Origin of the sequence: Enterobacter cloacae complex sp. SHL018 (assembly GCF_049237905.1) — a bacterium.
Taxonomy (GTDB): domain Bacteria; phylum Pseudomonadota; class Gammaproteobacteria; order Enterobacterales; family Enterobacteriaceae; genus Enterobacter; species Enterobacter hormaechei_C.
The window spans coordinates 1352661-1375104 of the sequence record NZ_JBMKJE010000001.1 but is presented as its reverse complement, the minus strand read 5'-3'; the positions used below and the strand labels follow the sequence as shown (position 1 = coordinate 1375104).

General features: G+C 53.4%; 22 protein-coding genes and 2 pseudogenes. 3 read left to right on the top strand and 21 right to left on the bottom strand.

Features of this window, described 5'->3' with window-relative positions; genetic code table 11:
- Nucleotides 1-11: 11 nt before the first annotated feature.
- The 4 genes from ACOTY5_RS06690 to ACOTY5_RS06675 form a co-directional block, all read right to left on the bottom strand.
- Nucleotides 12-977: a hypothetical protein gene (locus tag ACOTY5_RS06690; RefSeq protein WP_032648329.1), complete on the bottom strand. Its 966-nt coding sequence runs from the start codon at nucleotides 975-977 to the stop codon at nucleotides 12-14.
- 261 nt (nucleotides 978-1238) lie between these two features.
- On the bottom strand, nucleotides 1239-1382 hold the full coding sequence (locus tag ACOTY5_RS06685) for a hypothetical protein (protein WP_227789192.1): 144 nt from the start codon (nucleotides 1380-1382) through the stop codon (nucleotides 1239-1241).
- A 19-nt stretch (nucleotides 1383-1401) separates the two neighbouring features.
- Nucleotides 1402-1722, bottom strand: a complete 321-nt coding sequence (locus ACOTY5_RS06680) for a hypothetical protein (RefSeq protein WP_045142137.1) — start codon at nucleotides 1720-1722, stop codon at nucleotides 1402-1404.
- A 104-nt stretch (nucleotides 1723-1826) separates the two neighbouring features.
- Nucleotides 1827-2585, bottom strand: coding sequence for a DeoR/GlpR family DNA-binding transcription regulator (locus ACOTY5_RS06675; RefSeq protein ID WP_045142136.1), 759 nt, complete (start codon nucleotides 2583-2585; stop codon nucleotides 1827-1829).
- A gap of 86 nt (nucleotides 2586-2671) precedes the next feature.
- On the opposite strand from ACOTY5_RS06675, the gene ACOTY5_RS06670 reads away from it, so the two are divergent.
- Entirely contained in the window at nucleotides 2672-3256 is a 585-nt protein-coding gene (locus ACOTY5_RS06670) for a GDP-mannose pyrophosphatase (protein ID WP_045142135.1), read from the top strand.
- An 84-nt stretch (nucleotides 3257-3340) separates the two neighbouring features.
- A complete protein-coding gene (tam, locus tag ACOTY5_RS06665) occupies nucleotides 3341-4099 on the top strand; it encodes a trans-aconitate 2-methyltransferase (RefSeq protein ID WP_421631873.1) in 759 nt (252 codons plus the stop codon).
- 6 nt (nucleotides 4100-4105) lie between these two features.
- On the opposite strand, the gene ACOTY5_RS06660 is transcribed toward tam, so the two are convergent.
- The 9 genes and pseudogenes from ACOTY5_RS06660 to ACOTY5_RS06620 all read right to left on the bottom strand — a co-directional run bounded on the left by ACOTY5_RS06660 (nucleotide 4106) and on the right by ACOTY5_RS06620 (nucleotide 12693).
- Complete coding sequence (locus ACOTY5_RS06660; protein WP_045142133.1) at nucleotides 4106-5296, bottom strand: cytochrome c biogenesis protein/redoxin; 1191 nt, start codon at nucleotides 5294-5296, stop codon at nucleotides 4106-4108.
- Between the two features lie 135 nt (nucleotides 5297-5431).
- Nucleotides 5432-6727, bottom strand: coding sequence for an ATP-binding protein (locus ACOTY5_RS06655; RefSeq protein WP_045142132.1), 1296 nt, complete (start codon nucleotides 6725-6727; stop codon nucleotides 5432-5434).
- Nucleotides 6724-7464: a response regulator gene (locus ACOTY5_RS06650; RefSeq protein WP_022651194.1), complete on the bottom strand. Its 741-nt coding sequence runs from the start codon at nucleotides 7462-7464 to the stop codon at nucleotides 6724-6726. Before ACOTY5_RS06650 ends, ACOTY5_RS06655 begins: the two co-directional genes overlap by 4 nt.
- Before the next feature lie 45 nt (nucleotides 7465-7509).
- Nucleotides 7510-8505, bottom strand: a complete 996-nt coding sequence (locus ACOTY5_RS06645; protein WP_421631871.1) for an alpha/beta fold hydrolase — start codon at nucleotides 8503-8505, stop codon at nucleotides 7510-7512.
- A 134-nt stretch (nucleotides 8506-8639) separates the two neighbouring features.
- The gene (locus tag ACOTY5_RS06640) at nucleotides 8640-8867 is read right to left on the bottom strand and encodes a GNAT family N-acetyltransferase (protein WP_254909581.1); all 228 of its coding nucleotides are present in this window, start codon (nucleotides 8865-8867) and stop codon (nucleotides 8640-8642) included.
- Nucleotides 8868-8878: 11 nt separating this feature from the next.
- Nucleotides 8879-10405, bottom strand: a pseudogene (locus tag ACOTY5_RS06635) (peptidase domain-containing ABC transporter); the annotation flags it as partial.
- Between the two features lies 1 nt (nucleotide 10406).
- Nucleotides 10407-11204, bottom strand: a pseudogene (locus ACOTY5_RS06630) (secretion protein HlyD); the annotation flags it as partial.
- Between the two features lie 14 nt (nucleotides 11205-11218).
- The gene (locus ACOTY5_RS06625) at nucleotides 11219-11863 is read right to left on the bottom strand and encodes a CPBP family intramembrane glutamic endopeptidase (protein WP_072044155.1); all 645 of its coding nucleotides are present in this window, start codon (nucleotides 11861-11863) and stop codon (nucleotides 11219-11221) included.
- Nucleotides 11864-12360: 497 nt separating this feature from the next.
- Entirely contained in the window at nucleotides 12361-12693 is a 333-nt protein-coding gene (locus ACOTY5_RS06620; RefSeq protein WP_072044154.1) for a hypothetical protein, read from the bottom strand.
- Nucleotides 12694-13137: 444 nt separating this feature from the next.
- Between ACOTY5_RS06620 and ACOTY5_RS06615 the strand changes: the two genes are divergently transcribed.
- On the top strand, nucleotides 13138-13686 hold the full coding sequence (locus tag ACOTY5_RS06615) for a GNAT family N-acetyltransferase (RefSeq protein WP_421631870.1): 549 nt from the start codon (nucleotides 13138-13140) through the stop codon (nucleotides 13684-13686).
- Here ACOTY5_RS06615 and ACOTY5_RS06610 read toward each other — a convergent pair.
- The 8 genes from ACOTY5_RS06610 to sad all read right to left on the bottom strand — a co-directional run bounded on the left by ACOTY5_RS06610 (nucleotide 13674) and on the right by sad (nucleotide 22443).
- Nucleotides 13674-14588: a bestrophin family protein gene (locus ACOTY5_RS06610; RefSeq protein WP_003857155.1), complete on the bottom strand. Its 915-nt coding sequence runs from the start codon at nucleotides 14586-14588 to the stop codon at nucleotides 13674-13676. The two genes, ACOTY5_RS06615 and ACOTY5_RS06610, sit on opposite strands and share 13 nt — an antisense overlap.
- A 201-nt stretch (nucleotides 14589-14789) precedes the next feature.
- Nucleotides 14790-16241 carry a tagaturonate reductase gene (locus ACOTY5_RS06605; protein WP_045142130.1) on the bottom strand — a complete coding sequence of 484 codons (1452 nt, stop codon included), beginning with the start codon at nucleotides 16239-16241 and terminating at the stop codon, nucleotides 14790-14792.
- A gap of 117 nt (nucleotides 16242-16358) precedes the next feature.
- Nucleotides 16359-16886, bottom strand: coding sequence for a GNAT family N-acetyltransferase (locus ACOTY5_RS06600; protein ID WP_023296618.1), 528 nt, complete (start codon nucleotides 16884-16886; stop codon nucleotides 16359-16361).
- An 82-nt stretch (nucleotides 16887-16968) separates the two neighbouring features.
- Entirely contained in the window at nucleotides 16969-17934 is a 966-nt protein-coding gene (locus tag ACOTY5_RS06595) for a sensor domain-containing diguanylate cyclase (protein ID WP_023296617.1), read from the bottom strand.
- A 58-nt stretch (nucleotides 17935-17992) separates the two neighbouring features.
- Nucleotides 17993-18355 (bottom strand): DUF4186 domain-containing protein, encoded by a 363-nt coding sequence (locus ACOTY5_RS06590; RefSeq protein ID WP_003857163.1) that lies wholly within the window; start codon nucleotides 18353-18355, stop codon nucleotides 17993-17995.
- Nucleotides 18355-19281, bottom strand: a complete 927-nt coding sequence (glsB, locus tag ACOTY5_RS06585; protein WP_003857165.1) for a glutaminase B — start codon at nucleotides 19279-19281, stop codon at nucleotides 18355-18357. The genes ACOTY5_RS06590 and glsB overlap by 1 nt, the downstream gene beginning before the upstream one ends.
- 62 nt (nucleotides 19282-19343) lie before the next feature.
- Nucleotides 19344-20933, bottom strand: coding sequence for a methyl-accepting chemotaxis protein (locus tag ACOTY5_RS06580; RefSeq protein WP_045142129.1), 1590 nt, complete (start codon nucleotides 20931-20933; stop codon nucleotides 19344-19346).
- A 127-nt stretch (nucleotides 20934-21060) separates the two neighbouring features.
- The gene (gene sad, locus ACOTY5_RS06575) at nucleotides 21061-22443 is read right to left on the bottom strand and encodes a succinate-semialdehyde dehydrogenase (RefSeq protein ID WP_421631869.1); all 1383 of its coding nucleotides are present in this window, start codon (nucleotides 22441-22443) and stop codon (nucleotides 21061-21063) included.
- Nucleotide 22444 lies beyond the last annotated feature (1 nt).

The following is a 22444-nucleotide window of genomic DNA, read 5'->3' as shown; positions in this document are numbered from 1 at the left end:
ATACTCAGCGTTTAGTTAGGTAAAAATGACTGCAGCACACCAACTACATAACGCCCTGACTGGACGGTATTTTGTGGGTTGCGGATAGTCCCTGTGAGTGAACTCCCCACAAAGGCCGATGCGTTGTTGACCGCACTCATTAACTCGCGCTGCAGTGATTTTTGTAACGATTCGCTGGGGAAACGTTTCGGATAAACACCTGCACGGATCGCGGCCTTTACGCCAGCACTGGAGATGCCTGGATTCTGCGCTTTAATAATCTCTTCCGTGATGCGCTTACGCTCGGCACGGCTCATGCTCTGGAACCAGGCGGTAACTTTACCTGAAGATGCCGCTTTCATCAGCTTGTACGTTTCTAAAGTACCTCGTAGCGCGGTTCCTGCCGCAGTCAGCGAAATGACATCCAGAACCGTTGTGGTGGCAACGTACCAGTCCTGGCTGTCGAGCCAGGCAACATCGGAACCATGGTCGTTATGGATAGCCAGCAGACGGCCCGCGCCAATCATGCATTGTGCTCCCGTAGCCAACGAGCCGGACAGGCTAATCGCCGCAATCACGCCGGATCCGCCAGCGGTAAAAGGCACAGCCGCACCAGCACCAAACGCCATGACAAGCGTAACAATCATCGCGCCACAGGCGAAACCGGTTGAAGTGATTTCAGTCGCAAGTGACGGCGTGGTTAACGTCGCCACCACGGCTTTTTCCGCACTGGTTTCCTTAGCATCCGGAATTTTACTGATGACCACATGGCTGACGGTGCTCTGATTTACATCAGCAATGCGTCGTGACGGACGAACCAGCCAGCGTTGCTTGCCATCATCGAAAATGATGCCGACATTGTAAAAGTTACGTGTACAGTCGAGCTGCGCGGCTAGCTTTTTAAAGTCGATATCAGTACCGGCCTGTAGGCCAAGGCTTCGAGAGACATCATAAGAGGGAAGGGTGCTGTCAGGCGACTGCTGACCGGGTAGATTCATCAGAGAGCTCCTTCATCCCGTGAGGACTGTGAATTAGCAGGATAATTTATTGAAAAACTTATGATTCCAACCTTAAGACTTAGATAATAGCAGCGTTAACTCAGCGATCAAATCACAAACTCATTATCACAACAGACCTATGGAGGTTATTTAACATAATATACATTATGCGCACTAAGATTAATTAAGAACAAATCCAGCCGTTTCGGGCCCATCCTTGTTCTGCTCATTCAGCGAATTATGTCCATCGATTCTATGCCCTTAACGTTCATAACTGTCGTTACAGTCATGCGTGTTCTCCACGGCAGTCACCTGCACATCCTTGAAGCGCAACCCATCCACACCGGAAATTTTCCCGAACTCTGACGCGTCAATCAAAATTCCGTCCAGCGTTAACCCGGTCACAGGACGCTCCGGATACCCCTCAATGAAAAAAGCCCGCGAGAAATTTTTCACAATCGATGATATTAATAATGCCTGCCGGCCAGCGCATATCAATGCCCGCCACCCGGGTGTTTATCAGGGGATAATCAGCCAGATCCTGGCTTCCAACGAGCTGTGCGCCAGCGTCCAGGCGAAGCGAAACACCGCTTTTCAGGAACAGTGCTCCGGTCAGAAAACGGCCTTGCGGAATAACAATGACATCGTTCTGTTGAGCGCTATTTATGGCCTGCTGAATGGCAGACGTTGACAGGCGTTGCGCGGTTGGGTCCGCGCCGCACGTCAGAATGGAGACCGCTTTCATGGCTTGTCCTTAAACAGATGAAAGCCTTAGTCTAGAAATCCGCGTGAAGGATAACCTTTGTCTGTTTGACAGCCACGCGGTCAGGCTGGCAAAAAAGCAGATATTTACTGGCTTGCGATCACCGCAACGCCCTTTTCTTTCATAGCGCTCACCCAGCGTTCATCCGTTGTGTTTTCAACAACCAGCGTATTCACCAGCGACAGGTCGCCAATCACAAACGCCGAGGCCGTGTTGATCTTTTCCGGTGAGGCCAATACCACCGTTTCCGCCGCTCTGCCGGAAAATGCACGTTTGATGCACGCTTCTTCGTAATCTCCGGTGGTCAGCCCGGCCTCAGGATGAACGCCGGTGACCCCCATGAAGAACAGATCCGCATGAATATTATTGATGCCTTCAATAGTGGCCGCGCCGACCGTGACGATGGAGTGTTTATACAAACGACCACCAATCAGGATCACCTCTATGCATGGATGGTCGACCAGCCCCAAAGCGATACCCGGGCTGTGCGTCACCACGGTTATCCGTAAATCGGGTGGTAAGAACGTAATAAGTTCGGAGGTGGTCGTCCCGCCATCAATGATCACCACCTGCCCCGGTGAAATGAGCTGCGCGCCTCGCCGCGCCACGCGTTTTTTTGCATCCATTTTAACGGACTGACGCTCGGCAAAAGGCGCAATCGCTGACGATGCTGGCAGTGCGCCGCCGTGAACACGCTGCAATCGCCCTTCTGCCGCCAGTTCACGTAAATCCCGGCGGATAGTGTCCTCAGACACCGAGAAAAAGAGGCTGAGCGCAGTAGACTGGACCTGACCTTCCGCCTCCAGTTTTTCCAGAATCAACTGTTTACGCTGGCTTGTGAGCATGAATTATTCCTGTTGTTGCACGATATGCCTTGTATTTGCACGATAGTGCTGTTTATGATGCTTGCTCTACGAGAGGAGAGCCAAACGTGCAATCAAAACGTGCAGATATACGCATTATCAACAGCGAAACGTTGTCCGACAACTGGTATAACCTGAAAAAATATACTTTTGACCTCCAGCGCAGCGATGGCGACTGGCAGCGACAAGAGCGTGAAGTGTATGACCGGGGGAATGGCGCGACGATCCTGCTCTATAATCGCGACAGCAAAACCGTCATTCTGACGCGTCAGTTCCGTTTCCCGGTGTTTATAAATGGTCACGAAGAGGATCTCATTGAGGCGGCCGCCGGGTTGCTCGATAACCTTGACCCGGAAAGCCGGATTAAGGTCGAAGCGGAAGAAGAAACCGGGTATAAGGTGACGCGCGTAGAGAAAATTTTTGAGGCCTATATGAGTCCGGGCTCGGTTACCGAGAAACTCTACTTCTATCTGGCGGAATATCATCCGCAGGATCGGACCAGCGCGGGCGGCGGCGTTAAAGCAGAGGGAGAAGATATCGACGTACTGGAAATGACGCTGGACGACGCGCTTCGGGGCATTGAAAATGGGCAGATTGTCGACGGAAAAACCATCATGCTGCTCTATCACCTGGCCCTCAAAGGCATTTTATAATCTCACCATTAGCCAGATACCTGCCCCGGCGCAGGTATTTGCCTGTGCTATTCTTGCTGAACACCTCAACATGGAGATGCGAAAATGGCCGACTGGGATCCCTCTCTTTATCTACAGTACAGCGCAGAACGCACACGTCCCGCCGCTGAGTTACTCGCCCGGGTGCCGCTTGCTGACATAACCTCTGGCGTGGATTTGGGCTGCGGGCCAGGCAACAGCACCGCGCTGCTGAAACAGCGCTGGCCTTCTGCGCAGATCGCCGGCGTGGATAACTCCCCGGCCATGCTGGAGGAAGCCCGACAGGCCCTGCCAGACTGCCACTTTGTTGAGGCGGATATCCGGCACTACAAACCTGACCAGCCGCTCAGCCTGATCTACGCCAACGCCTCACTGCAATGGATCCCGGACCATTACCACCTTCTGCCACACCTGGTTTCACTGCTCCAGTTAAACGGCGTGCTGGCGGTGCAAATGCCTGACAACTGGCTTGAGCCGACGCACGCCATGATGCGTGAAGTTGCCTGGGAACAGGGCTACCCCGATCGTGGCCGCGAGCCATTGCCGGGTATCCATGCCTACTACGATATTCTGACGGAAGCGGGATGCGACGTGGATATCTGGCGCACCACTTACTTCCATCAGATGAGCTCTCATCAGGCGATTATTGACTGGGTCAGCGCGACGGGGTTACGGCCGTGGTTACAGGAACTCAACGAAAGCGAGCAGAAAAACTATCTGAAACGCTATCTTGAGTTGCTGAAAGAGCAGTATCCGCTTCAGGAGAACGGGCAGATACTGCTGGCTTTTCCGCGCCTGTTTATGGTGGCTCAGCGGGTTCCGTAAGCCGGATCAGGAACGCGCTTCCTTGAGCAACTGCTGAATTACGGCCTCCTGCTTGTCGTAGTTCCCCTCGCCAAACGCGGTGTAACGCAGTTGCCCTTTCGCATCGAAATAGTAATGTGCTGGCCAGTACTGATTTCCGAACGCGCTCCAGATTTTGTAGTTATTATCCGTCACTACGCGGTACGGCAGCTGCCATTTGTTGACCGCGTTTTTCACCGATGATAACGGCTTTTCCCAGGGGTATTCCGGGGTGTGGACACCAATCACTACCAGACCTTCAGACTGATATTTCTTCGCCCAGTCACGCACATGCGGAAGCGTATGCTGGCAGTTGATACAGTCCCAGGTCCAGAAATCGATAAGCACAACTTTCCCCCGCAAGGCCTCAGACGTGACAGGGTCACCGTTTACCCAACCCGTACCGCCGCTTAATGACGGTAGCTGGCTGCTCGGCATCGCGTCAGCGACCGGTTGCAGTTTCACCTGCGTGGAGGTGGGTTGCGCAAGGCTCAACAGGGCATTTTCCAGCTGGTCGGCAATACCGTTGGCACCTTTCAGGGCTGAGGTCATCCCGCTGGCGTTGAACGCAACGGCGGCTAACATCATCACTCCCGCTCCCTGACGCAAACGCGCCATCAATGCGGATTTGGCTCTCAGAGGGGTTATCAACTTACGGCCCCCCGCGACAAGCAGCCCCAGCATCAACGCGCACCCGCTGCCGTAAGCGGCTAACAGCGCTCCGGTTGCGATAGCCGAGTGGCCCGCAATATTAATGCTGAAGATCGCCCCGAGAATCGGTCCGGCACAGGGGGACCACAGCAGCCCGACGGCCAGCCCTGCCAGAAAAGCCGAAACCAGGCCGCGTCGCTGCATGCTGTGGGTGTTGAGAACGTTTCCCGCGCTGACCGCCGGGCGGGCAATGCGCTGAGCGAACTGCGGAAAGATCAGGGCCAGGGCGGCAATGCTCAGTACCAACAGCGCAATCCAGCGACCGATAATGGTGGCGTCAGCGATCCACTCGCTGGCAACCGTTACTACCATCGCCACCAACGTGAACATCACAATCATTCCCGCCAGAAGCGCCAGAATGTGTTTGCGCTGCCCCTGAAAGCCAGCGAACAGCAGAGGAATGACGGGAAGCGTGCACGGACTGAGCAGGCTAATCATGCCGCCTAAAAAAGCGATTATCAGAAACATAACGACCTCACGATACGGTTGCTGCGAAGGTGCAGTGAGGTCATTTCACCGTACGAATGTGTTCAGGCCGTGTGCGAAAAGCTGAATTTTGTCTGCCTGCGTATCGGCGCGGCGTGCAGATACACAGGCGTACAATTAACCGCGCAGAAGGGTTACGCTTACGGCCAGCCCGCCCTCCGCCCGGTTTGCAAGCTGCAATTTCCCGTCAAGCTGGGCGGTGAGCTGCGCGGCAATGGCGAGGCCTAACCCGGTGCCGCCCGTTTCCCGGTTGCGCGATGTTTCAACCCGGTAGAACGGTTGTAACACCGCCTCCAGTTCTGCCTCCGGGATGCCAGGGCCGTTATCCATAATGCGGATCGCGACCTGCCTTTCATCTTCATCAATCTCTATTACCGCGCTATCGCCAAACTTCAGCGCATTATCCAGCAGATTGGTCATTACCCTGCGCAATGCCTGGGGACGAGTGACGATCGGCAGACGCGCATTGCGTGCATGAAACTGCACGTTTTTACCAATGTCCTGATAATCACTGGCGATGCTGTTAACCCACGCATTCAGCTCCAGCTTCAGCGTGGTCTCTTCCAGGGATTCTGATGACCGGGCATAGGCAATCCCCTCCCGTACCAGGCGCGACATATTATCCAGGTCGCTCAGCAGCTTATCGCGGAGTTCGGGCTGATCCGCCATTTCGATCCGCAGCTTCATGCGCGTGATGGGCGTCTGAAGATCGTGAGAAATGGACGCCAGAATCTGCGCGCGTTCACGCAGATACGTCTGTATCCGCGACTGCATCTCATTAAAAGCGTGCGCTGCCTGGCGCACCTCAACCGGACCTTTTTCAGTCATCGGAGAATGGGCCGCAGGATCGAGGGAATCAACCGCGCGCGTGAATTGCAGGAAGGGCCGGACAACCTGGCGCACGGCAACCCAGGAGCAGAGCGCGACAAGTAACAGCTGAAGAACCAGCACCACGGGCAACCAGCTGGCGACAGGCGGCATGCGCGGGATCAGATCGATGGTGAGCGGTGCGCCGTCGCGGAGCGTCAGATGGGCCTGAATATGGGAAATCGGCCCCGGCACCGCCGTAAAGTGGAGCGGATATTGTGCTGAAAGCGTCTCTTTCAGGGTGCGAATCGCATCCCGCGAGCGCTTGTCCGTTGGCGCGGCGCCTGCCTCGCCGGGGCCAAGGATATAACGATAATTACCGCGACTGAGCCGTTCCAGCCACTCTGGCCGCTCTTTAGCCGGAAGCCGGTCGAGAATGGCCACGCTGGTCGCCACGTCGTTCTCAAGATTGCCCAGCATAACCGTACGCGCGCTGCGCATTCGCTCAACCATGACCAGCGTCAGGCTGAGCGCGTTAGCCAGCAAGAGCCCGAGCAGCACAATGATCAGCAGCCGGGACAGTAAGGTGCGGGGCCACAGGGTCATTCATTGGCCTCGACGATGGTCACCGGCATGGTAAAAACGTAGCCTTCGCTGCGAACGGTTTTAATGTAGGCGGGCGTGCGGGCATCTTCATTCAGACGCTGTCGCACGCGGCTCACCAGGAGATCAATCGAACGCTCGAACAGCTCGGCATCACGTCCCTGCGTCAGGTTCAGCAGCTGGTCGCGGGTCAGCACCCGTTGAGGATGATCGAGGAATACGCGCAAAAGGCGATATTCCGCCCCGCTGAGCGCCACAACCATACCCTCGTTATCAATCAGATGACGCGCCACGGTATCCAGCTGCCATTCACCGAACACCACCAGGCGCCCTGCCTCGGTCACCTGAAGATTAGGCGGCATAGTACGAAAACGACGCAGGATGGCTTTGATTCGCGCCAGCAGTTCGCGGGCCACAAACGGTTTCACCACGTAATCGTCGGCGCCCATCTCCAGCCCCAGGATGCGGTCCGTGTCCTCGTTGCGCGCGGTGAGCATCAGGATCGGCAGATCCTTATGCCTGCTGCTGCGCAGCTGTCGACACAGCGTCAGGCCATCATCGCCGGGCATCATCACGTCCAGCACCACCAGGTCGATATGCTGTTTGTCGAGCACTACGCGCATCTCTTTCCCGTTCGCCGCGCCAGAGGCGTGGTAGCCGGATTTCACGAGATAATCGACAATCAGCTCACGAATATCCCTGTCGTCATCGACGACAAGGATGTGATCAATATGCTCCACCGCAGGCTCCCTGATTAAGAGGTAACGGATTGAAAATAGCACATATCAGAGCTTATCCGCGTCGACAACTGCTTTAACAAAGTCCTGCGGATCTTCCTGCGGCGGGTTGTGGCCCACCGTTGCGCCGAAAGTACGGTGCTCATATTTTCCGGTAAATTTCCCGGCATAGGCCGCAGGTGCAGGGTGTGGCGCCCCGTTATTACCGCCTTCGATGGTGATGGTCGGCACCGTAATGTTCGGCAGCGTCGCCAGTTTTTGTTCATAGGCGTCATATTTAGGCTCCCCTTTTTCCAGACCCAGACGCCAGCGGTAATTACTGAGCGTGACGGCAACGTGGTCCGGGTTATCGAGGGATTTGGCGCTGGCATTGAAGGTGGCATCGCTGAATTTCCAGTCCGGCGAAGCCTGGGACCAGATCAGCCGGGCAAAATCGTGCGTATTTTTAGCATAGCCTTCCGCACCGCGCGGCGTGGCGAAATAGAACTGATACCACCACTGAACCTCTGCCTTCGGCGGTAATGGTTGTTTCCCAATCGCCTGACTACTGATCAGATAGCCACTCACCGAGACCAGCGATTTCGCCCGTTCCGGCCAGAGCGCCGCAACGATATCCGCGGTACGCGCTCCCCAGTCATAACCGGCAAACACCGCCTGTTTGATGTTCAGGGCGTCCATCAGATTAACGATATCTTTCGCCATTGCCGAAGGCTGGCCGTTTCGCGGTGTTTTATCAGAAATAAAGCGTGTGGTGCCGTACCCGCGCAGGGACGGCACAATGACACGATACCCTTTCGCGGCCAGCGCGGGGGCCACTTCAGCGTAGCTGTGAATGTCGTACGGCCAGCCATGCAGCAGGATCACCGGTTGCCCCTCTTTCGGCCCGATATCGACATAACCGACGTTAAGATCGCCAGCGTTAATCTGTTTTGCCTGGTTGAAGGCCGACGCGTAATCCTTGCCCATCGCTTCCGCCTGACAGGACATCACGGTGCCAAGCGAAACGGTCAGGGCGACGGCTGAGTATGCGAGTTTGTTAAACATGATGTTATCTCCGTGTGAGTTCAGTTGACGGAGATATAACACCATGCGTTTGTATAAAGGATGTGTGCGGATGCGGCTTTATTGCATACCTGTGTATGTATCACAGACGCAGATACAGTGTGATACAAACCCGGTTAAGGGGTGATTCGGTACCGGACGTAATCGTCGGCTTCACCATAGTGGTCATACAGCTTACGCGCCGGATTGTGCATGCGGGTTACCCAGTATAGTTTTGACCACCCTTCCCGCTTACCCTCATCGATCAGGGCGTCGATAAGCGCTTTACCCGCCCCTGCGCCACGTTCGGCAGCGTCAACAAATAGATCTTCCAGATAGGGGTAAGTTTGGATATCGAAAATTATGTACGTTAAGGTTAATTTTTTGCCATCACGTCATTAGTATATTCACAAACAGACTCGCCATTATTGACTGTATGCTGGAGATTCAGCTCCGTTAAGTAGCCGTCTGCCAGATACAAAACCCGGTCTGCAGAGGCTATGGTTTCCGGGCGATGGGCTATCAGCAGAACAGGAAGCCCCAGTTGACGTAAGGTCTGGCTTATCCGGATTTCACTCTCAACATCAAGGTGGCTGGTCGCTTCATCCAGTAACAGGAATCCCGGTTTCTTGTACAACGCCCTTGCCAGCAGAATGCGTTGTTTTTGTCCTCCGGAAAGCCCTCCGCCGGTTTCACCAATCAGCGTCTGATACCCCATCGGCATTGCCATAACATCGCTGTCGATAAGTGCCAGTCTTGCGCACTGGATCATTCGTTCATAATTTCGGTCATCACTGAAAAAAATAATGTTATCTGCTACAGAACCTTTGAAAAGATGGTCATCCTGCAGTACGGTACCGATACGCTGACGAACCTGAAAATAATCCGGATGCGTATGCAATATGCCAAATGCCCTGATCCTGCCCTCATCAGGGATGTGGATCCCAAGGATAAGCTTCACCAGTGTCGTTTTCCCGCATCCGGATTTACCTGTAATGGCAACGACTTCTCCGGGATTGAGTGTCAGCGACACCCCGCCGATTATCGGATTTTCCCCTCCCTTGTGGCTGAAGATGATGTGCTCAAGTACTAGAGGAGCATGAGCATATTCATCCATCTCCCTGCGGGATACAGAAGGAATGTGCGAAGCGTTGTTATGCTCACGAAAAGGCTGTTGCTGAAGGCCTTCTGTCGGGGTCAGTACAATATCAGCCAGTCGTTCGTTGTAAACATCGAGCATACGCCAGGAAAAAAACTTATCAGTCAGGCTACTGATACTGGAAGAAAAACGCGTCTGATAGGATAAATAAGCAACCAGCATGCCGACGGTGAAGGTTCCATTCAATACCTCCCCGGCGCCTTTCCACAAAATGATTGCTGATACCACGCTGCCGGTAAGAGTGTGAGCAATGTCATAGCACATCAGCAGACGGCTCTGACGCAACTGCGTATTTCTGCGGGCAACGTTGAGATTCAGCCAGGCGGCCTCACGATGTGCCGTCACACCGTTAATTCTCAGGCTGAGGATCCCGTTGAGTGTTTCAAGAAAATGCCCGGACTCCTTGGCACCTGCATCCCAGGCATCTTCTGCCGACTGTCGAAGGGACGGATACCACAGTGCCCTCAACACACCATAGAAAATGGCTGCAAGTACGGCGATCAATGTCATTTCAGGACTGTACAGCAGCATCATGCAAAGCGCAGTCACCACGAGCAACACATCCAGAATACCTTCCAGCACTTGCGTAGTCAGCGCCTGCTGGATGGTATCTACCGCCTCAAAACGAGCATTAATACTCCCCTTACTGCGTGCATCAAACCAGGCCAGAGGAAGATGGACCTGATGATGGAAAACCCGTGCTGTCCACTGCATGTTAAAATTGACGGACAGTGTAATACTCGCCCGGTGAAGTCAGCGTGAAATTTTCCTTACCTGCCAGTTCGTCCTGCTGTTGCCTGATCACCTGCAACTGCCTGTCCATTTCAGCCTTCCGGCTTTCACCCTGAACGATGAGATGGTCAAGGTCGTCTTTAGCAGCCTCCATCGCGGTGTGCAGTTGCAGAAGCCCCTGACGCTGATCCTCAACGTTTTGCTGTGACGTTGAAACGTCAATCTGCTTCTGCTGGTATTCGATATCTGATACGTAATGCGTATCAGCAAGTTTCTTATAGCGCTCCATAACAGACACGGCCAGCGCAGCCTGATGCACGGCAAGTGACAGACGCTTTTCTGCACTTTTAACCTGAGGTTTCAGGGAAACTATTCGCTGTTGTATGGCATGCTGCTGCTGACTGTTGTCACGCAATTCCAGGGTCTGTTGAGAAGTCAGCATTGTAAACTGAGTTTGTAGGGAAAGTCTTATAGCAGCGAGTGTACCTGCCCCCTGTTCGTTGAAATGTTCACCGCTGATATGATAAAGAGTCTCACCGGCAATAATGTGTTGACCTTCTGAGGCGGTCAATTTGGTTACGTAGCCAGCATATTGAGGAGTGATTTTTACCAGCCCGGATGAGGGCATAACGATTCCGGAAAGGTGAGCCTTACGTGTATAGCTACCATAAAGAATAAAGAGTATCAGGCACAGAAATATGAATAACGTTGTGAGTGCGCTTACTGATAAACCGAATGACGCAGGTAAGACAATCTCACCATAATCAGAATCTGTTTGATGATTTAAAGCCTCTTCCCTGAAGATATTCATATCCCAAATACCCTTCAAAAATTTAACGACAAAACAAAAGCATTCATGCACGAATGAATTATAATAGGATAAAAAAGCCCTCTGCTTCTTATTCTAACTATTAATAGCAATATTGACACCAAAAAAAGAATGGATTGATCTAAAATGTTATAATACTGTCCATGCATCAGACAAAAAGACAATGAAGTCAATATACATGGGATAATATACTTTTTATTAAAAATTGAGTGGAAAACACCGAAGATACAGCCCCTGTATATAATCTCCTCATAATATGGGACTACGAAGGTGGCTATTATAAATGCTATAAAACTAATATGGGAAGGTCCATAATGATATAAATTATTCCTGTAAAGATAAACATTATACTGAACCAGCAAAATGACAAACAACACAACAATAGAAAATTTTATTGAAGTTAAATCTCTACTTGGGCGTAATTTAAAACCATCCAACTTCCTTAAGTAAAAAAAATACAAGAAAAATGCAATTAAAAATTCCGCAATAAACAATAAGAAAAATGACACATCGAGAGTAAGATAGCGGAGGGTTATGGATGGCGATAACGTAATTATTATTGAGATAACAGACGCAATAAAAAGAACAATTACGTTTTTCTTACTATAAATGAATGGATAGACATGCCTAAAGATTATCATGTTCAACCTATTATTAATTCATATTTTATATAAGAATCAACAAATATGGCTATGATATCGTAATCATTTTTTGATATCATGCACTTTAACTTCAGTGAACATTTGTAATGATTCCATTCTGCAACACAACAATTTTTATCGGAGTGTACTTTATTTACTTTTAAACCTATTCATCAAGTTAACGCCCCATCGAGTTACTGCTATTAATACAATCAACGCAATAAGAAACCTTGATATAATCCCTGGCCGTGATACTTCGTCAAACTCAAGAACTTCAGCGTATTTCAAAAGGGTAAATGCGATAATGAAAAAAAATAAGTAAATTAGGAAATTTAAAAATTGTTTCATGCTTAACCCGATACTTGTGATTACATTAACTTTATCAAAAATAATAGCTCATCATGACTACTTGGAATAATCATTAAATATCGAAACACCTAGAATAACATTCAGTTATAATGAGCTTTTAAATTATTATCACACACAACTCAAATTACTTACCAACGGCATTGTCCGGGGCCGTTGTAATTATTACTTTTATCTTTACTACCACGATCTGAAAAACTATCTTTTGTGCACTGGCCATCTATAGCTCCACCAATTACCCCAGCGATCATACCCACTGGCCCCCCAGGAGAGCCGGCGATTAGACCACCGATGATTCCTGCGCCGCATGAGTCAACGCCCTTGTAAATAGAGCCATTGTTTCCTTTTGAATTACCAGGTTTAGAGCTGGTGTTACGACTACCGGCACCTTCATAATTACCGCTTCCATTGCCGCCACTTACTAATGCTATCTCATTAAGGCTTAATGCTCTTATATTCGACATAAATCATCTCCATTTAATTTAGTTTTGCATTTTGTGCTAAAAAAATATCTTACATTACTTAATGTAAAGAAAGTGTATTTATGTAAGCAAATGTAAATAAGCTATTGAACTTCGTAAACCGTAGCTCCATTTGGGAGCAGTTCAGCTCCTGCATGGGCAGGCCTATAACACGAAATCGACCTGGAGGTACGGTAATGTTCAGGCATCTTTTCTGACGTCCAGCGCGCAATCACTTCTGCGTCGTAACAGATTTTACAGCCATGGCGCATCGCTTCGTTACGGACGTGCCAGAGTGTTTCGGCTTCTTCGGGCCTGGCTTTTCTTGGCATTACATACTCCTTTATGGATAAATCTGAATAACAAAAGCACGACCAACTGGAATGTGATATTGATGAAATATCAGAACCCAAACAAATGATAACGCTCAAATATGGAGATCACCGGATGACGATACCCACGCTTACGACAGAACGCTTATTACTTAAACCCCTTGTTGCCGCCGATGCCGTCCAGATCCAGCAACGCTATCCGCGCTGGGAAATTGTCCGCTATATGGTGGCTTCAGTCCCCTGGCCCTACCCGGAAAACGGTGCAGAAAATTATGTTAACAACGTTGCACTACCCGATATGGCCAAAGGGATTGCGTGGTTCTGGACGATTCGCCGTCGCGAAGCGCCTGACGAACTGATGGGGTTGATTTGCCTGTATGACGTGGAGGACAACAACCGGGGCTTCTGGCTCGCACCGGAATTTCAGGGCCAGGGATATATGCGCGAGGCGAGTATTGCGGCCACGGATTACTGGTTCAATACGCTCAATAAACCGGTGTTACGCGCGCCGAAAGCGGCGGCCAACAGCCGCTCCCAACGTATTTCAGACAGCAGCGGCATGCGGCTCATCAGGACGGAGAAGAAAGCCTATGTCAGCGGCCTGCTGGATTCGGAGCTGTGGGAAATCACCCGCGATGAGTGGAATGCCCGTCAGGTCAGCTGATAATGCTTATCCGGCATCAGTCTTTCAGGGATGTTCTCTTCATCGTTCATCTGCAACAGATCGCGCTCCATCATGTTGCAGATGGCGTCCAGCGGCAAATCGTTATCTTCTGTCCCAAACGGATCTTCCAGCTCTTCCGCCAGCGTGTCCAGCGAGATAAAGGTGTACGAAATCAGCGCAGAGACAAAGGGCGTCATGTAATGCAGATCCACAACCAGCGCAAACGGCAGCATGATGCAGAACAGATACACCGTCCGGTGCAGGATCAGCGTATAGGCAAACGGGACTGGCGTATTGGCGATACGCTCACAGCCAGCCAGCACGATGGACATATCATTCAGGCGGTTGTTGAGGCTGTGAAACAGAATGTCTGAAAGGTGCCCGCTACGCCGCCGTACGGCCAGCCACTCCCCCATGATCAGCAGGATACGGTTCGCCGGCGAGTTGGCGTCCATAACTTTGCGTAAATCGTCTGGAGCCAGATAGCGGGACAGCTGATCGGCATTGGTTTCTCTGCGCAGGGTCATACGCAGACAGTTAGCAAACGCGATTTGCAGGCGGACAAACTCTCCAAGATGTTTATCATCCGGCAAGGTGTTTTTTACCTCGCGAAACAGCGAGCGCGCCGCTATCATCAACTGCCCCCAAAGCAGACGCGCCTCAACGTAGCGCGAATAACAGGCGTTATTGCGAAATCCCAGGAAGATGGCGATAGCCACGCCCAGAATGCTGAACGGCGCGACGGTAAACCGGATACCCAGCGAGGTGTACCACGGCAGCATGACAATCACGGCGATGGAAAGCAGGAAGTTAAGCAGCAGTCGGGTATAAATTTTGGGAAGTACCGAACCATGCCAGACAAAAATCAGTTGCAGCCAGTGCTGTTGAGGACGAACAATCATAATCAGCTTCAGAAAAGTAAAGAGCGCGGCTATTAAACGTGATCCCCCTCACGGTTGCAAGCATGTTAATAGTTCATTGCATTTTCTGACCTGTTAAGCCTCAACCGCACGGTGCTGCATGTGTTTTTTAAAAAAAGAACGTATAGTATGTTGTAACTAAATAGGGTCTTTAAAAAACCCGGCCAACGCCGGGCATTATGATTAGCAGAGCGGTTTTACCGCATCGCGCATGCCTTTGCTTAAAATTGCATCCAGATCCAGCGCAACCTGGTCTACCAGTCCGTTCACCAGAGTGAGATCCTGTTCCCAGTGCTCGCTCACGCTCAACACTGACGATACCAGTTCACGGGTAGTGACCTGTTTGTCGTGATGTTGCGTCCACAACTGCTGGTAACGTTCAAGCCAGTGCGCATCGTCCTGCACCGGATAGCGCTCACCGTTGCGCTCGGCACGGTAAAATGCAATCAGCGCCGCCAGAGCAAAGGTCAGACGTGCTGGCAATTTGCCGGTCGCCTTCAGCCCTGCCAGCAGTTGCGGCAGAATGCGGGTGCGGTACTTGGTCATCCCGTTCAGGGCAATCGACAGCAGCTGATGCTTAATGTACGGATTTCGGAAACGCCCCGTTACGGCACTGGCGAAGGAGTGCAGCTCGTCGCGCGGCAGATCCAGGACCGGAATAATCTCCTCATAAATAGCCTTCTCTACGAACGCGCAAATTTCCGCGTCGTTCATGGCTTCCCCTACCGTATCCAGGCCGGCCTGAAAAGCGACCGGAACCAGCGCCGTGTGCGCGCCGTTGAGGATCGCCACCTTACGCTCTTTATACGGTTTGATATCGTCAACAATCAGGACGTTGAGTGGGTATTTATCCATGCGCAGTTCAGCTGCAAGTGATTTCGGCCCCTGAATAACAAACAGATAGAAATGTTCCGCCGTGTCGAGGAAGCTGTCGTGATAGCCCAGCCCGGCTTCCAGCTCTGCCACCTCATCACGCGGATAGCCAGTTACAATGCGGTCAACCAGCGTCGAACAGAAAGTGTTAGCATCATTCAGCCACGCAATGAATGCCGCCGGCAGCGCCCACTCCTGTGCATAGCGCAGCACCAGTTCACGCAGGGCATCGCCGTTGTAGTCGATGAGTTCGCAAGGAATGATAATCCAGCCTTTATCCGCTGCCCCGTTAAAGTGGGTAAAGCGCTCGAACAGCAGACGCGTCAGTTTGGCCGGATAGCTGACAGCTGGCGCATCGTCAAACTTATCCCCCGCGTGATAGCTGATCCCCGCCTCCGTGGTATTGGAGAAGACAAACCGCATGTCCGGGTTATGGGCGAGCTTCAGAAATTCATCGTACTGGCTGTAGACGCTGATTTCACGATTCACGGAACGAATAAGACGCGCATCGCTTACCGCTTCCCCCTGCTCATTCAGACCGCGAATAATCGTGGTATACAGGCCATCCTGGGTGCTCAGCGACGGGGGAAAATCGCTCTGGATCGGCCGCACAATCACCACACCGGCATTGAGATTGGTATGCTCGTTTAAGAGGTCGATTTGCCAGTCAACGAACGCGCGCAGGAAGTTACCTTCGCCAAACTGGATGATACGTTCAGGATAGCGCGCACCGGGGAAATCACGACGGTTGAGTGTGTTCACAATGGAGGTCCTTTATGATTAGTCATACAGCCTGATAAGATTGGTGTGATAACTTATCAAAACTTCAGGACCATAACCCCTGTCTGGATCAACTCAGGACGCGATGGTGAAAAATAATCACAGAAACTTATAGAACACCGAGGTCGCCGTCATGTCCCCGTTCGGCATCAGGGCGTAGCGTGGGATCTCCCCCGCCTTTTGCCAGCCCGCACGTTGGTAAAACGTCTCCGCGCCGCTGCCGGTTGAGGTATCAAGCACCAGTACCGTAAGCGCTTTTTCACGTGCAACCGCCTCCAGGGCTTCCATCAGCGCCATTGCCGCCCCTTTACGGCGCGCGTTCTCATGAACCAGCAGTTTCGCGACATCTGCACGGTGCGGCTGGTTTTCAGGCTGATCGGTGATCAGCTGGACCGTGCCAACCAGCCCCTGCTCCGCATCAAAACAGCCCAGGACGGTACGCTCGTCGCGCCCGACGCTGTCTGCGACGCCGACCCAGAAGGTTTGGGCTTTCCCGGCAGAAAAAGGCAGCATAAAGCTGACGGAGGCGCCGCCGTTGACACAGTTGACGAGAATATCGTTCAGGGCATCGATGTGGGTGAGGATGTCCTGCCGGGAGAGAGGTTTAATCAGCATGGGAGAGTTCATTGCGCGTCCTTAGGTTGAATCTCTCCACTTTGCTATTAACATTTTTGTAACGCAATAAGTGATGACATAGGATTTCGTTATGTCATTTCTCGCCGTGGTGTTGCCGCTTCATGGCGTACATTTGCGCATCCGCGTGTTTTAGCCATGCCTGCATATCGTTGCGGTGATGATCGAACTCGCTCAGCCCCCAGGAGAACTGTAACGACCAGGGATGCAGCTGACGCGCGTTATACTTTTCCGTTTGTTCCACGAGATACTGCATGGCGATCCAGGCGCCAGGCTCATCGGTATCCGCAAACAGCACCGCGAACTCATCTCCCCCGAAACGTACCAGCAGATCGGCCTCGCGGAACGAGGAACGCATCAGGGCGGCCATAGCTTTCAGAGCTTTGTCCCCCTCCTGATGTCCGAAGCGATCGTTAATGGTTTTGAAATGGTCCAGATCCAGCCAGCCAAGGGTTAAGGGTTCTGCCCGACGCTGCGAAACCGACAGTGCAAACTGCGCAAACTGGTTAAACCCGCGACGGTTAAACAGCCCCGTGAGTTCATCGGTTGTGGCCGCGCTAACGGCCGCAAATTCATCCTCTGCCAGCGCGCTGAGATCGGCCAGTACGGCGGCATCCGCCGCGGTAAACTCACGAGGCGCGTAATCAATAAGACACAACGATCCCACGCACGCCCCGTCACGTAAACGCAGCGGGAAACCGGCGTAAAAGCGCACGCCCGGATCTCCCACCACCTGCGGATTATCCGCAAAGCGTTCGTCCAGCAGCGTGTCACTCACCACCAGCGGCGCGTCACCCAGGATCGTATGACCACAAAACGAGAGATCGCGAGGCTGGGTGGCAGGTACCTGGCCGTCGGCAGACTTCACGATCGCGGCGTGGTCATCCACCAGCGTAATCATCGCCAGCGGCACCCTGAAAAAGCGTGTTGCCAGCCGCGTAAGACGATCAAACGCGGGGTAATTGTCGATCTCAAGCAGACCGGACTCGCGCAGAGCATTCATGCGCTCCGCTTCATTCACGGGAATTTGAGGTGCCTTCATAACGTCTCCTGACGCTGAGCATTAGTAAAAGCGTAGCTTAAACAGAGACATTGTCAGTTCAGGAGGCACGATTTACCTCTATGACCAGCCAATGATGGATTACGTTGACGATATACTGTTGTTGCTGCGCACTCAGCGGCACGCCCTGCGGGATAGCGTGCCACTTAGCCAGACAGCCCCGACAGCAGGTTGCCGTGGCATGCTGGGCGATAAAAACCGGATGGCCGCGCATTGGCGTCTGCTTACCGTCATTAACCGGGTGTGCAGGCGCCAGCCGCGCGGCGACAAAATCAGCAGCATGCTTATCGATAGTCTCCGCGCCCTTATCCCAGCAGTATTGCCGCTCTTTCGTCCCTAAATGAAATCGTGAACGGAACGTGGAGCGAGCCAGGCGCGCGAACAGAGGATCTAACGTGGACATCAGTATACGGACCGTCCAAGGCGTTTGGTCAGCTGTTCCAGCGCCGCCACGCCCGCCAGTGAATTTCCGGTCTCGTCCAGTTCCGGGCTCCAGACGGCAATCGCCATCTCGTGAGGGACAATCGCCACGACCCCACCGCCAACGCCGGATTTAGCCGGCAGCCCCACGCGCCAGGCAAACTCCCCGGCATTCTGATACATCCCGCTGGTTGCCATTAAGGCGTTGATCTGCCGGGCCTGCATAGGGGAGACAACGTCCTCGCCCAGATGCGGGGCATGGCCCTGATGCGCCAGAAACAGAAAAGTCTGCGCCAGTTCGACGCAGTTCATCTTCAGCGCGCAGTAATGAAAATAGTTTTGCAGCACCGTGGCGACGTCATTATGAAAGTTGCCGAAGGACTTCATCAGCCAGGCGATGGCGGCGTTACGTGCAGAGTGTTCAAACTCAGAGCGCGCTACCACCGGATCGTAGGCGATGTCCTGCACGCCGGAAAGCTGCCGCACAATCTGGAGCATCCGCTGGCGCGGCGCGCTCAGCCGGCTTTGCAGCATATCGCACACCACCAGCGCCCCGGCGTTAATAAACGGGTTACGCGGCTTACCCTGTTCGATTTCCAGCTGGAGAAGGGAGTTGAACGGCTGACCGGACGGATCTTTGCCCACCCGCTGCCAGATCTCCTGCTCGTCATACTGGCGCATGGCGGCAACGAGGCTAAGCACTTTTGAGATCGACTGAATCGAAAAGCGCTCAAGCGCGTCTCCCGCCTGAAAACGCTGGCCGTCGACAGTACAAATGGCGATACCGAGCTTATTACCGCTGATCGAAGCCAGCGCGGGAATGTAATCGGCAACCTTACCCTGCCCCAGTAACGGACGAACCTGCGCCAGAATCTCGTCCAGCATCTCATTATGGATGACCGCAGCCACACTTTGCTCCTTGCCCTCAGGCTAAAACGGGCTGCGAGTATAACAGAGGCTGATACGTCACGTCAGGCAGGGAGACGAAAACGCGAGACGGCCTGCAACAAAAGATCGGACTGCTGATGCAGGCGCTTAGAGGCATTTGACGCTTCGCTAACCAGCATATCTGTCCGACGCGATACCTGATTCAGCGCCTGAAGCTGACGGGTCATCTGATGAATGCTGTCCCCCTGATTCAGGGTAGCCAGCGAAATATCATTCAGCAGGCTGCTCAGATTCGCCACCAGCCCGGTGACCTGTTGCAAATTCTCTTCCAGACGGTTTACCACCTGAGAACCTTCTTCAATGCCCTGTAGCGAGTGGTTAATTAGCGCCTGGATGGTTTGCGTAGAGTGACTGCTTTTTCTGGCCAACAGCCCCACTTCCCGGGCAACCACAGCAAATCCGCGCCCCTGCTCTCCTGCATGGGCGGCTTCAATGGCAGCATTGAGGGCCAGAATGTTGGTCTGAAACGCCACGCTGTCGATCATCGCGACGATCCCGCGCATCTCTGAGGATCGGTCGACGATCGTCTGCATCGAGCCATTCACCGCTGACATCATTTGCTCCCCACCAGCGGCAGCCTGTCGGGCTTCATCCGCGCGCGAGCGGGCGAGTTTTGCATAACCCGTGTTCCCCTCAACGTGGGTTTCGAGATCGGCGATGTGTGCGGTCACCTCCTCCAGCTCTTTGGCCTGTCGCGTAGACTGCTGATAAAGCTTCTGATTCCCCTGCGCAAGCGATCCGATATTTTCAACCATGGAGGTAGTGGCCTCGCTGACCTGGGTCACCAGTTGCTGGAGCCCGCGCTGCATGGCGGTAATACTGCCGCTGAGCTGGCTGATTTCACGGTTAAAGCGCACAACGTCAGGCGGCGTGCCTGACAAATCCCCTGCCGCAAGCTGGTTAATATGGATAATCAGACGGCGTAGCGGGGATATCACCCACTTCGCCATTCCGAACCAGACGGCTATGGCAATGGCCAGTAGCACCAGCGGCGCAAACAGGAACAGCCGTTGCAGACCTGAGAGTTGTTCCATGAGCGACTGACGCCCCTGTATCGTCTGCTTCTCACTCCGTTGCTGATAGCGTGCGAAATTGTCATTAAAATCGGTCTGAAACGCCTGGGCGGGTACGGCGAAAAAGAGGTCGATGCTGTTGGTTTTCACCAGCCCCTCCGCCTGCTCCCGGATGGCATCGAAAAACAGCTGATAGCTATTAACCAGCCCGTCGTCTTTCGGCGGATTAAGCGCGAGCCAGGCCTGCCATGCCTGCTGTGACGCCGCCAGGGATTTTTGCGCCTCGTCCATCAGGCTATGCCAGCTCCCTTCCGAGCCGGTCTCCTTGTCCTGCATAAAGTACACGCCGGAGCGGTTGAGCAGATCGCTGGCCGCCAGCAGAGAAATACGGGCCTGATCCAGTCTGCTCTGCTGCTGCCAGGCCAGCTGATTGCGCTGTTCATTACGCTGGGCTTCATTCAGGGAGGCGGTCAGCAGGAAGGAGGAAGAGAGTTGCAGGGCGGAGAAAAGGCCAATAATACAAAAGATGCCGGTCAGCAGGCCAAACTGACGAGGGATAAAGCGCGGCGCAAGACGACTAAAAATTTGCGTTAGGTTCATAATTTTCTTCTGTAACAATACGTTAGACGCGAGCGAGTCTACGAAACGAAAATGACAGAACCATTACGCAAAAATGACAGGAAACGTGAATTGCCGGGTAGCGGCCTGGCCTTACCCGGCAACAAGACTAGACGCGATCCTTCCACACCGTCTGCACATTACAGAACTCATGCAGACCGAAATGAGAAAGCTCTCGCCCGAAGCCGCTCTTCTTCACCCCGCCAAACGCGACGCGCGCATCGCTGGCGCTGTAGCCGTTGATAAAGATCCCGCCGCACTCCAGCTCGCGCGCAAAGGTTTCAGCCAGCGCATCGTTCTCGGTAAAGACCGTCGCCGATAAGCCAAAATCGCTGTCGTTAGCCAGCTGCAATGCGTGCGCCGCATCGTTCGCGATGGTAATTGCCGCCACCGGACCAAACAGCTCCTGACGAAAGGCCGTCATCTGTGGGGTGACGCCGCCGAGTACGGTTGGGGCATAATAGTTACCGGTCCCGGACATCTTCTCTCCGCCCAGCAGCAGGGTCGCCCCTTCCGTCAGCGTAGCCTGCACCTGCTGATGCAGTTCATCGCGAAGATCAAATCGCGCCATCGGGCCAATATAGTTATCTTCCTCATCCGGTGCGCCCATCTTCAGCGCCTTGACCGCGTCAACAAAGCGTTGGGTAAAGGCGTCCGCCACGCCCGCTTCCACAATAAAGCGTTTTGCCGCCGCACAAACCTGCCCGGTATTCTGATAACGTCCGGCCACCGCCGCGTTGACGGCCAGATCCAGATCGGCATCGTTCAGAACGATAAACGGATCGGAACCGCCCAGCTCCAGCACGCATTTCTTCAGCGCCGCGCCCGCCTGCGCGCCAATTGCCGCACCAGCCCGAGCGCTGCCGGTTACGGTCACCGCCGCGATACGACGATCGTTAATCGCCTGGCTGACGCCGTCATTCGTCGCGTTCACCCAGCCAAAGACCCCCTCCGGGAAACCGGCATCCGCGAATACCTTCCCGATCAGCTCCGCCGAGCCGAGCACATTAGGCGCATGTTTAAGCAGATAGCTGTTCCCTGCCAGCAGGATCGGCACCGCACCGCGCAGCACCTGCCAGAGCGGGAAGTTCCACGGCATCACCGCCAGAACGGGCCCAAGCGGACGGTACTCAATCACCGCATTTTCGACCTGGGTAGATTCCGGGTGCAGCATCGCCGGGCCGTGTTCAGCGTACCAGTCGCAAAGGCTGGCGGACTTAGCCACCTCCGCACGCGCCTGCATAATGGGCTTGCCCATCTCCCGGGAGATAGTCTGCGCCATCTCTTCCGCACGACTACGCAGCGCCGCACCCAGATCGCGAAGTTTTTGTGCCCGGTGCGCCACGCTTTCGCGTCGCCACTGACGAAAACCGGTATCCGCCTGCGCAATGGCACGCTCAACGTCACCGGACGTTGCCCACGGGTAAGCAGCCAGCGTTTCGCCGGTAGCCGGGTTGACAGAGTGGGCATGGGTAGCAGATGAATAGGTCATG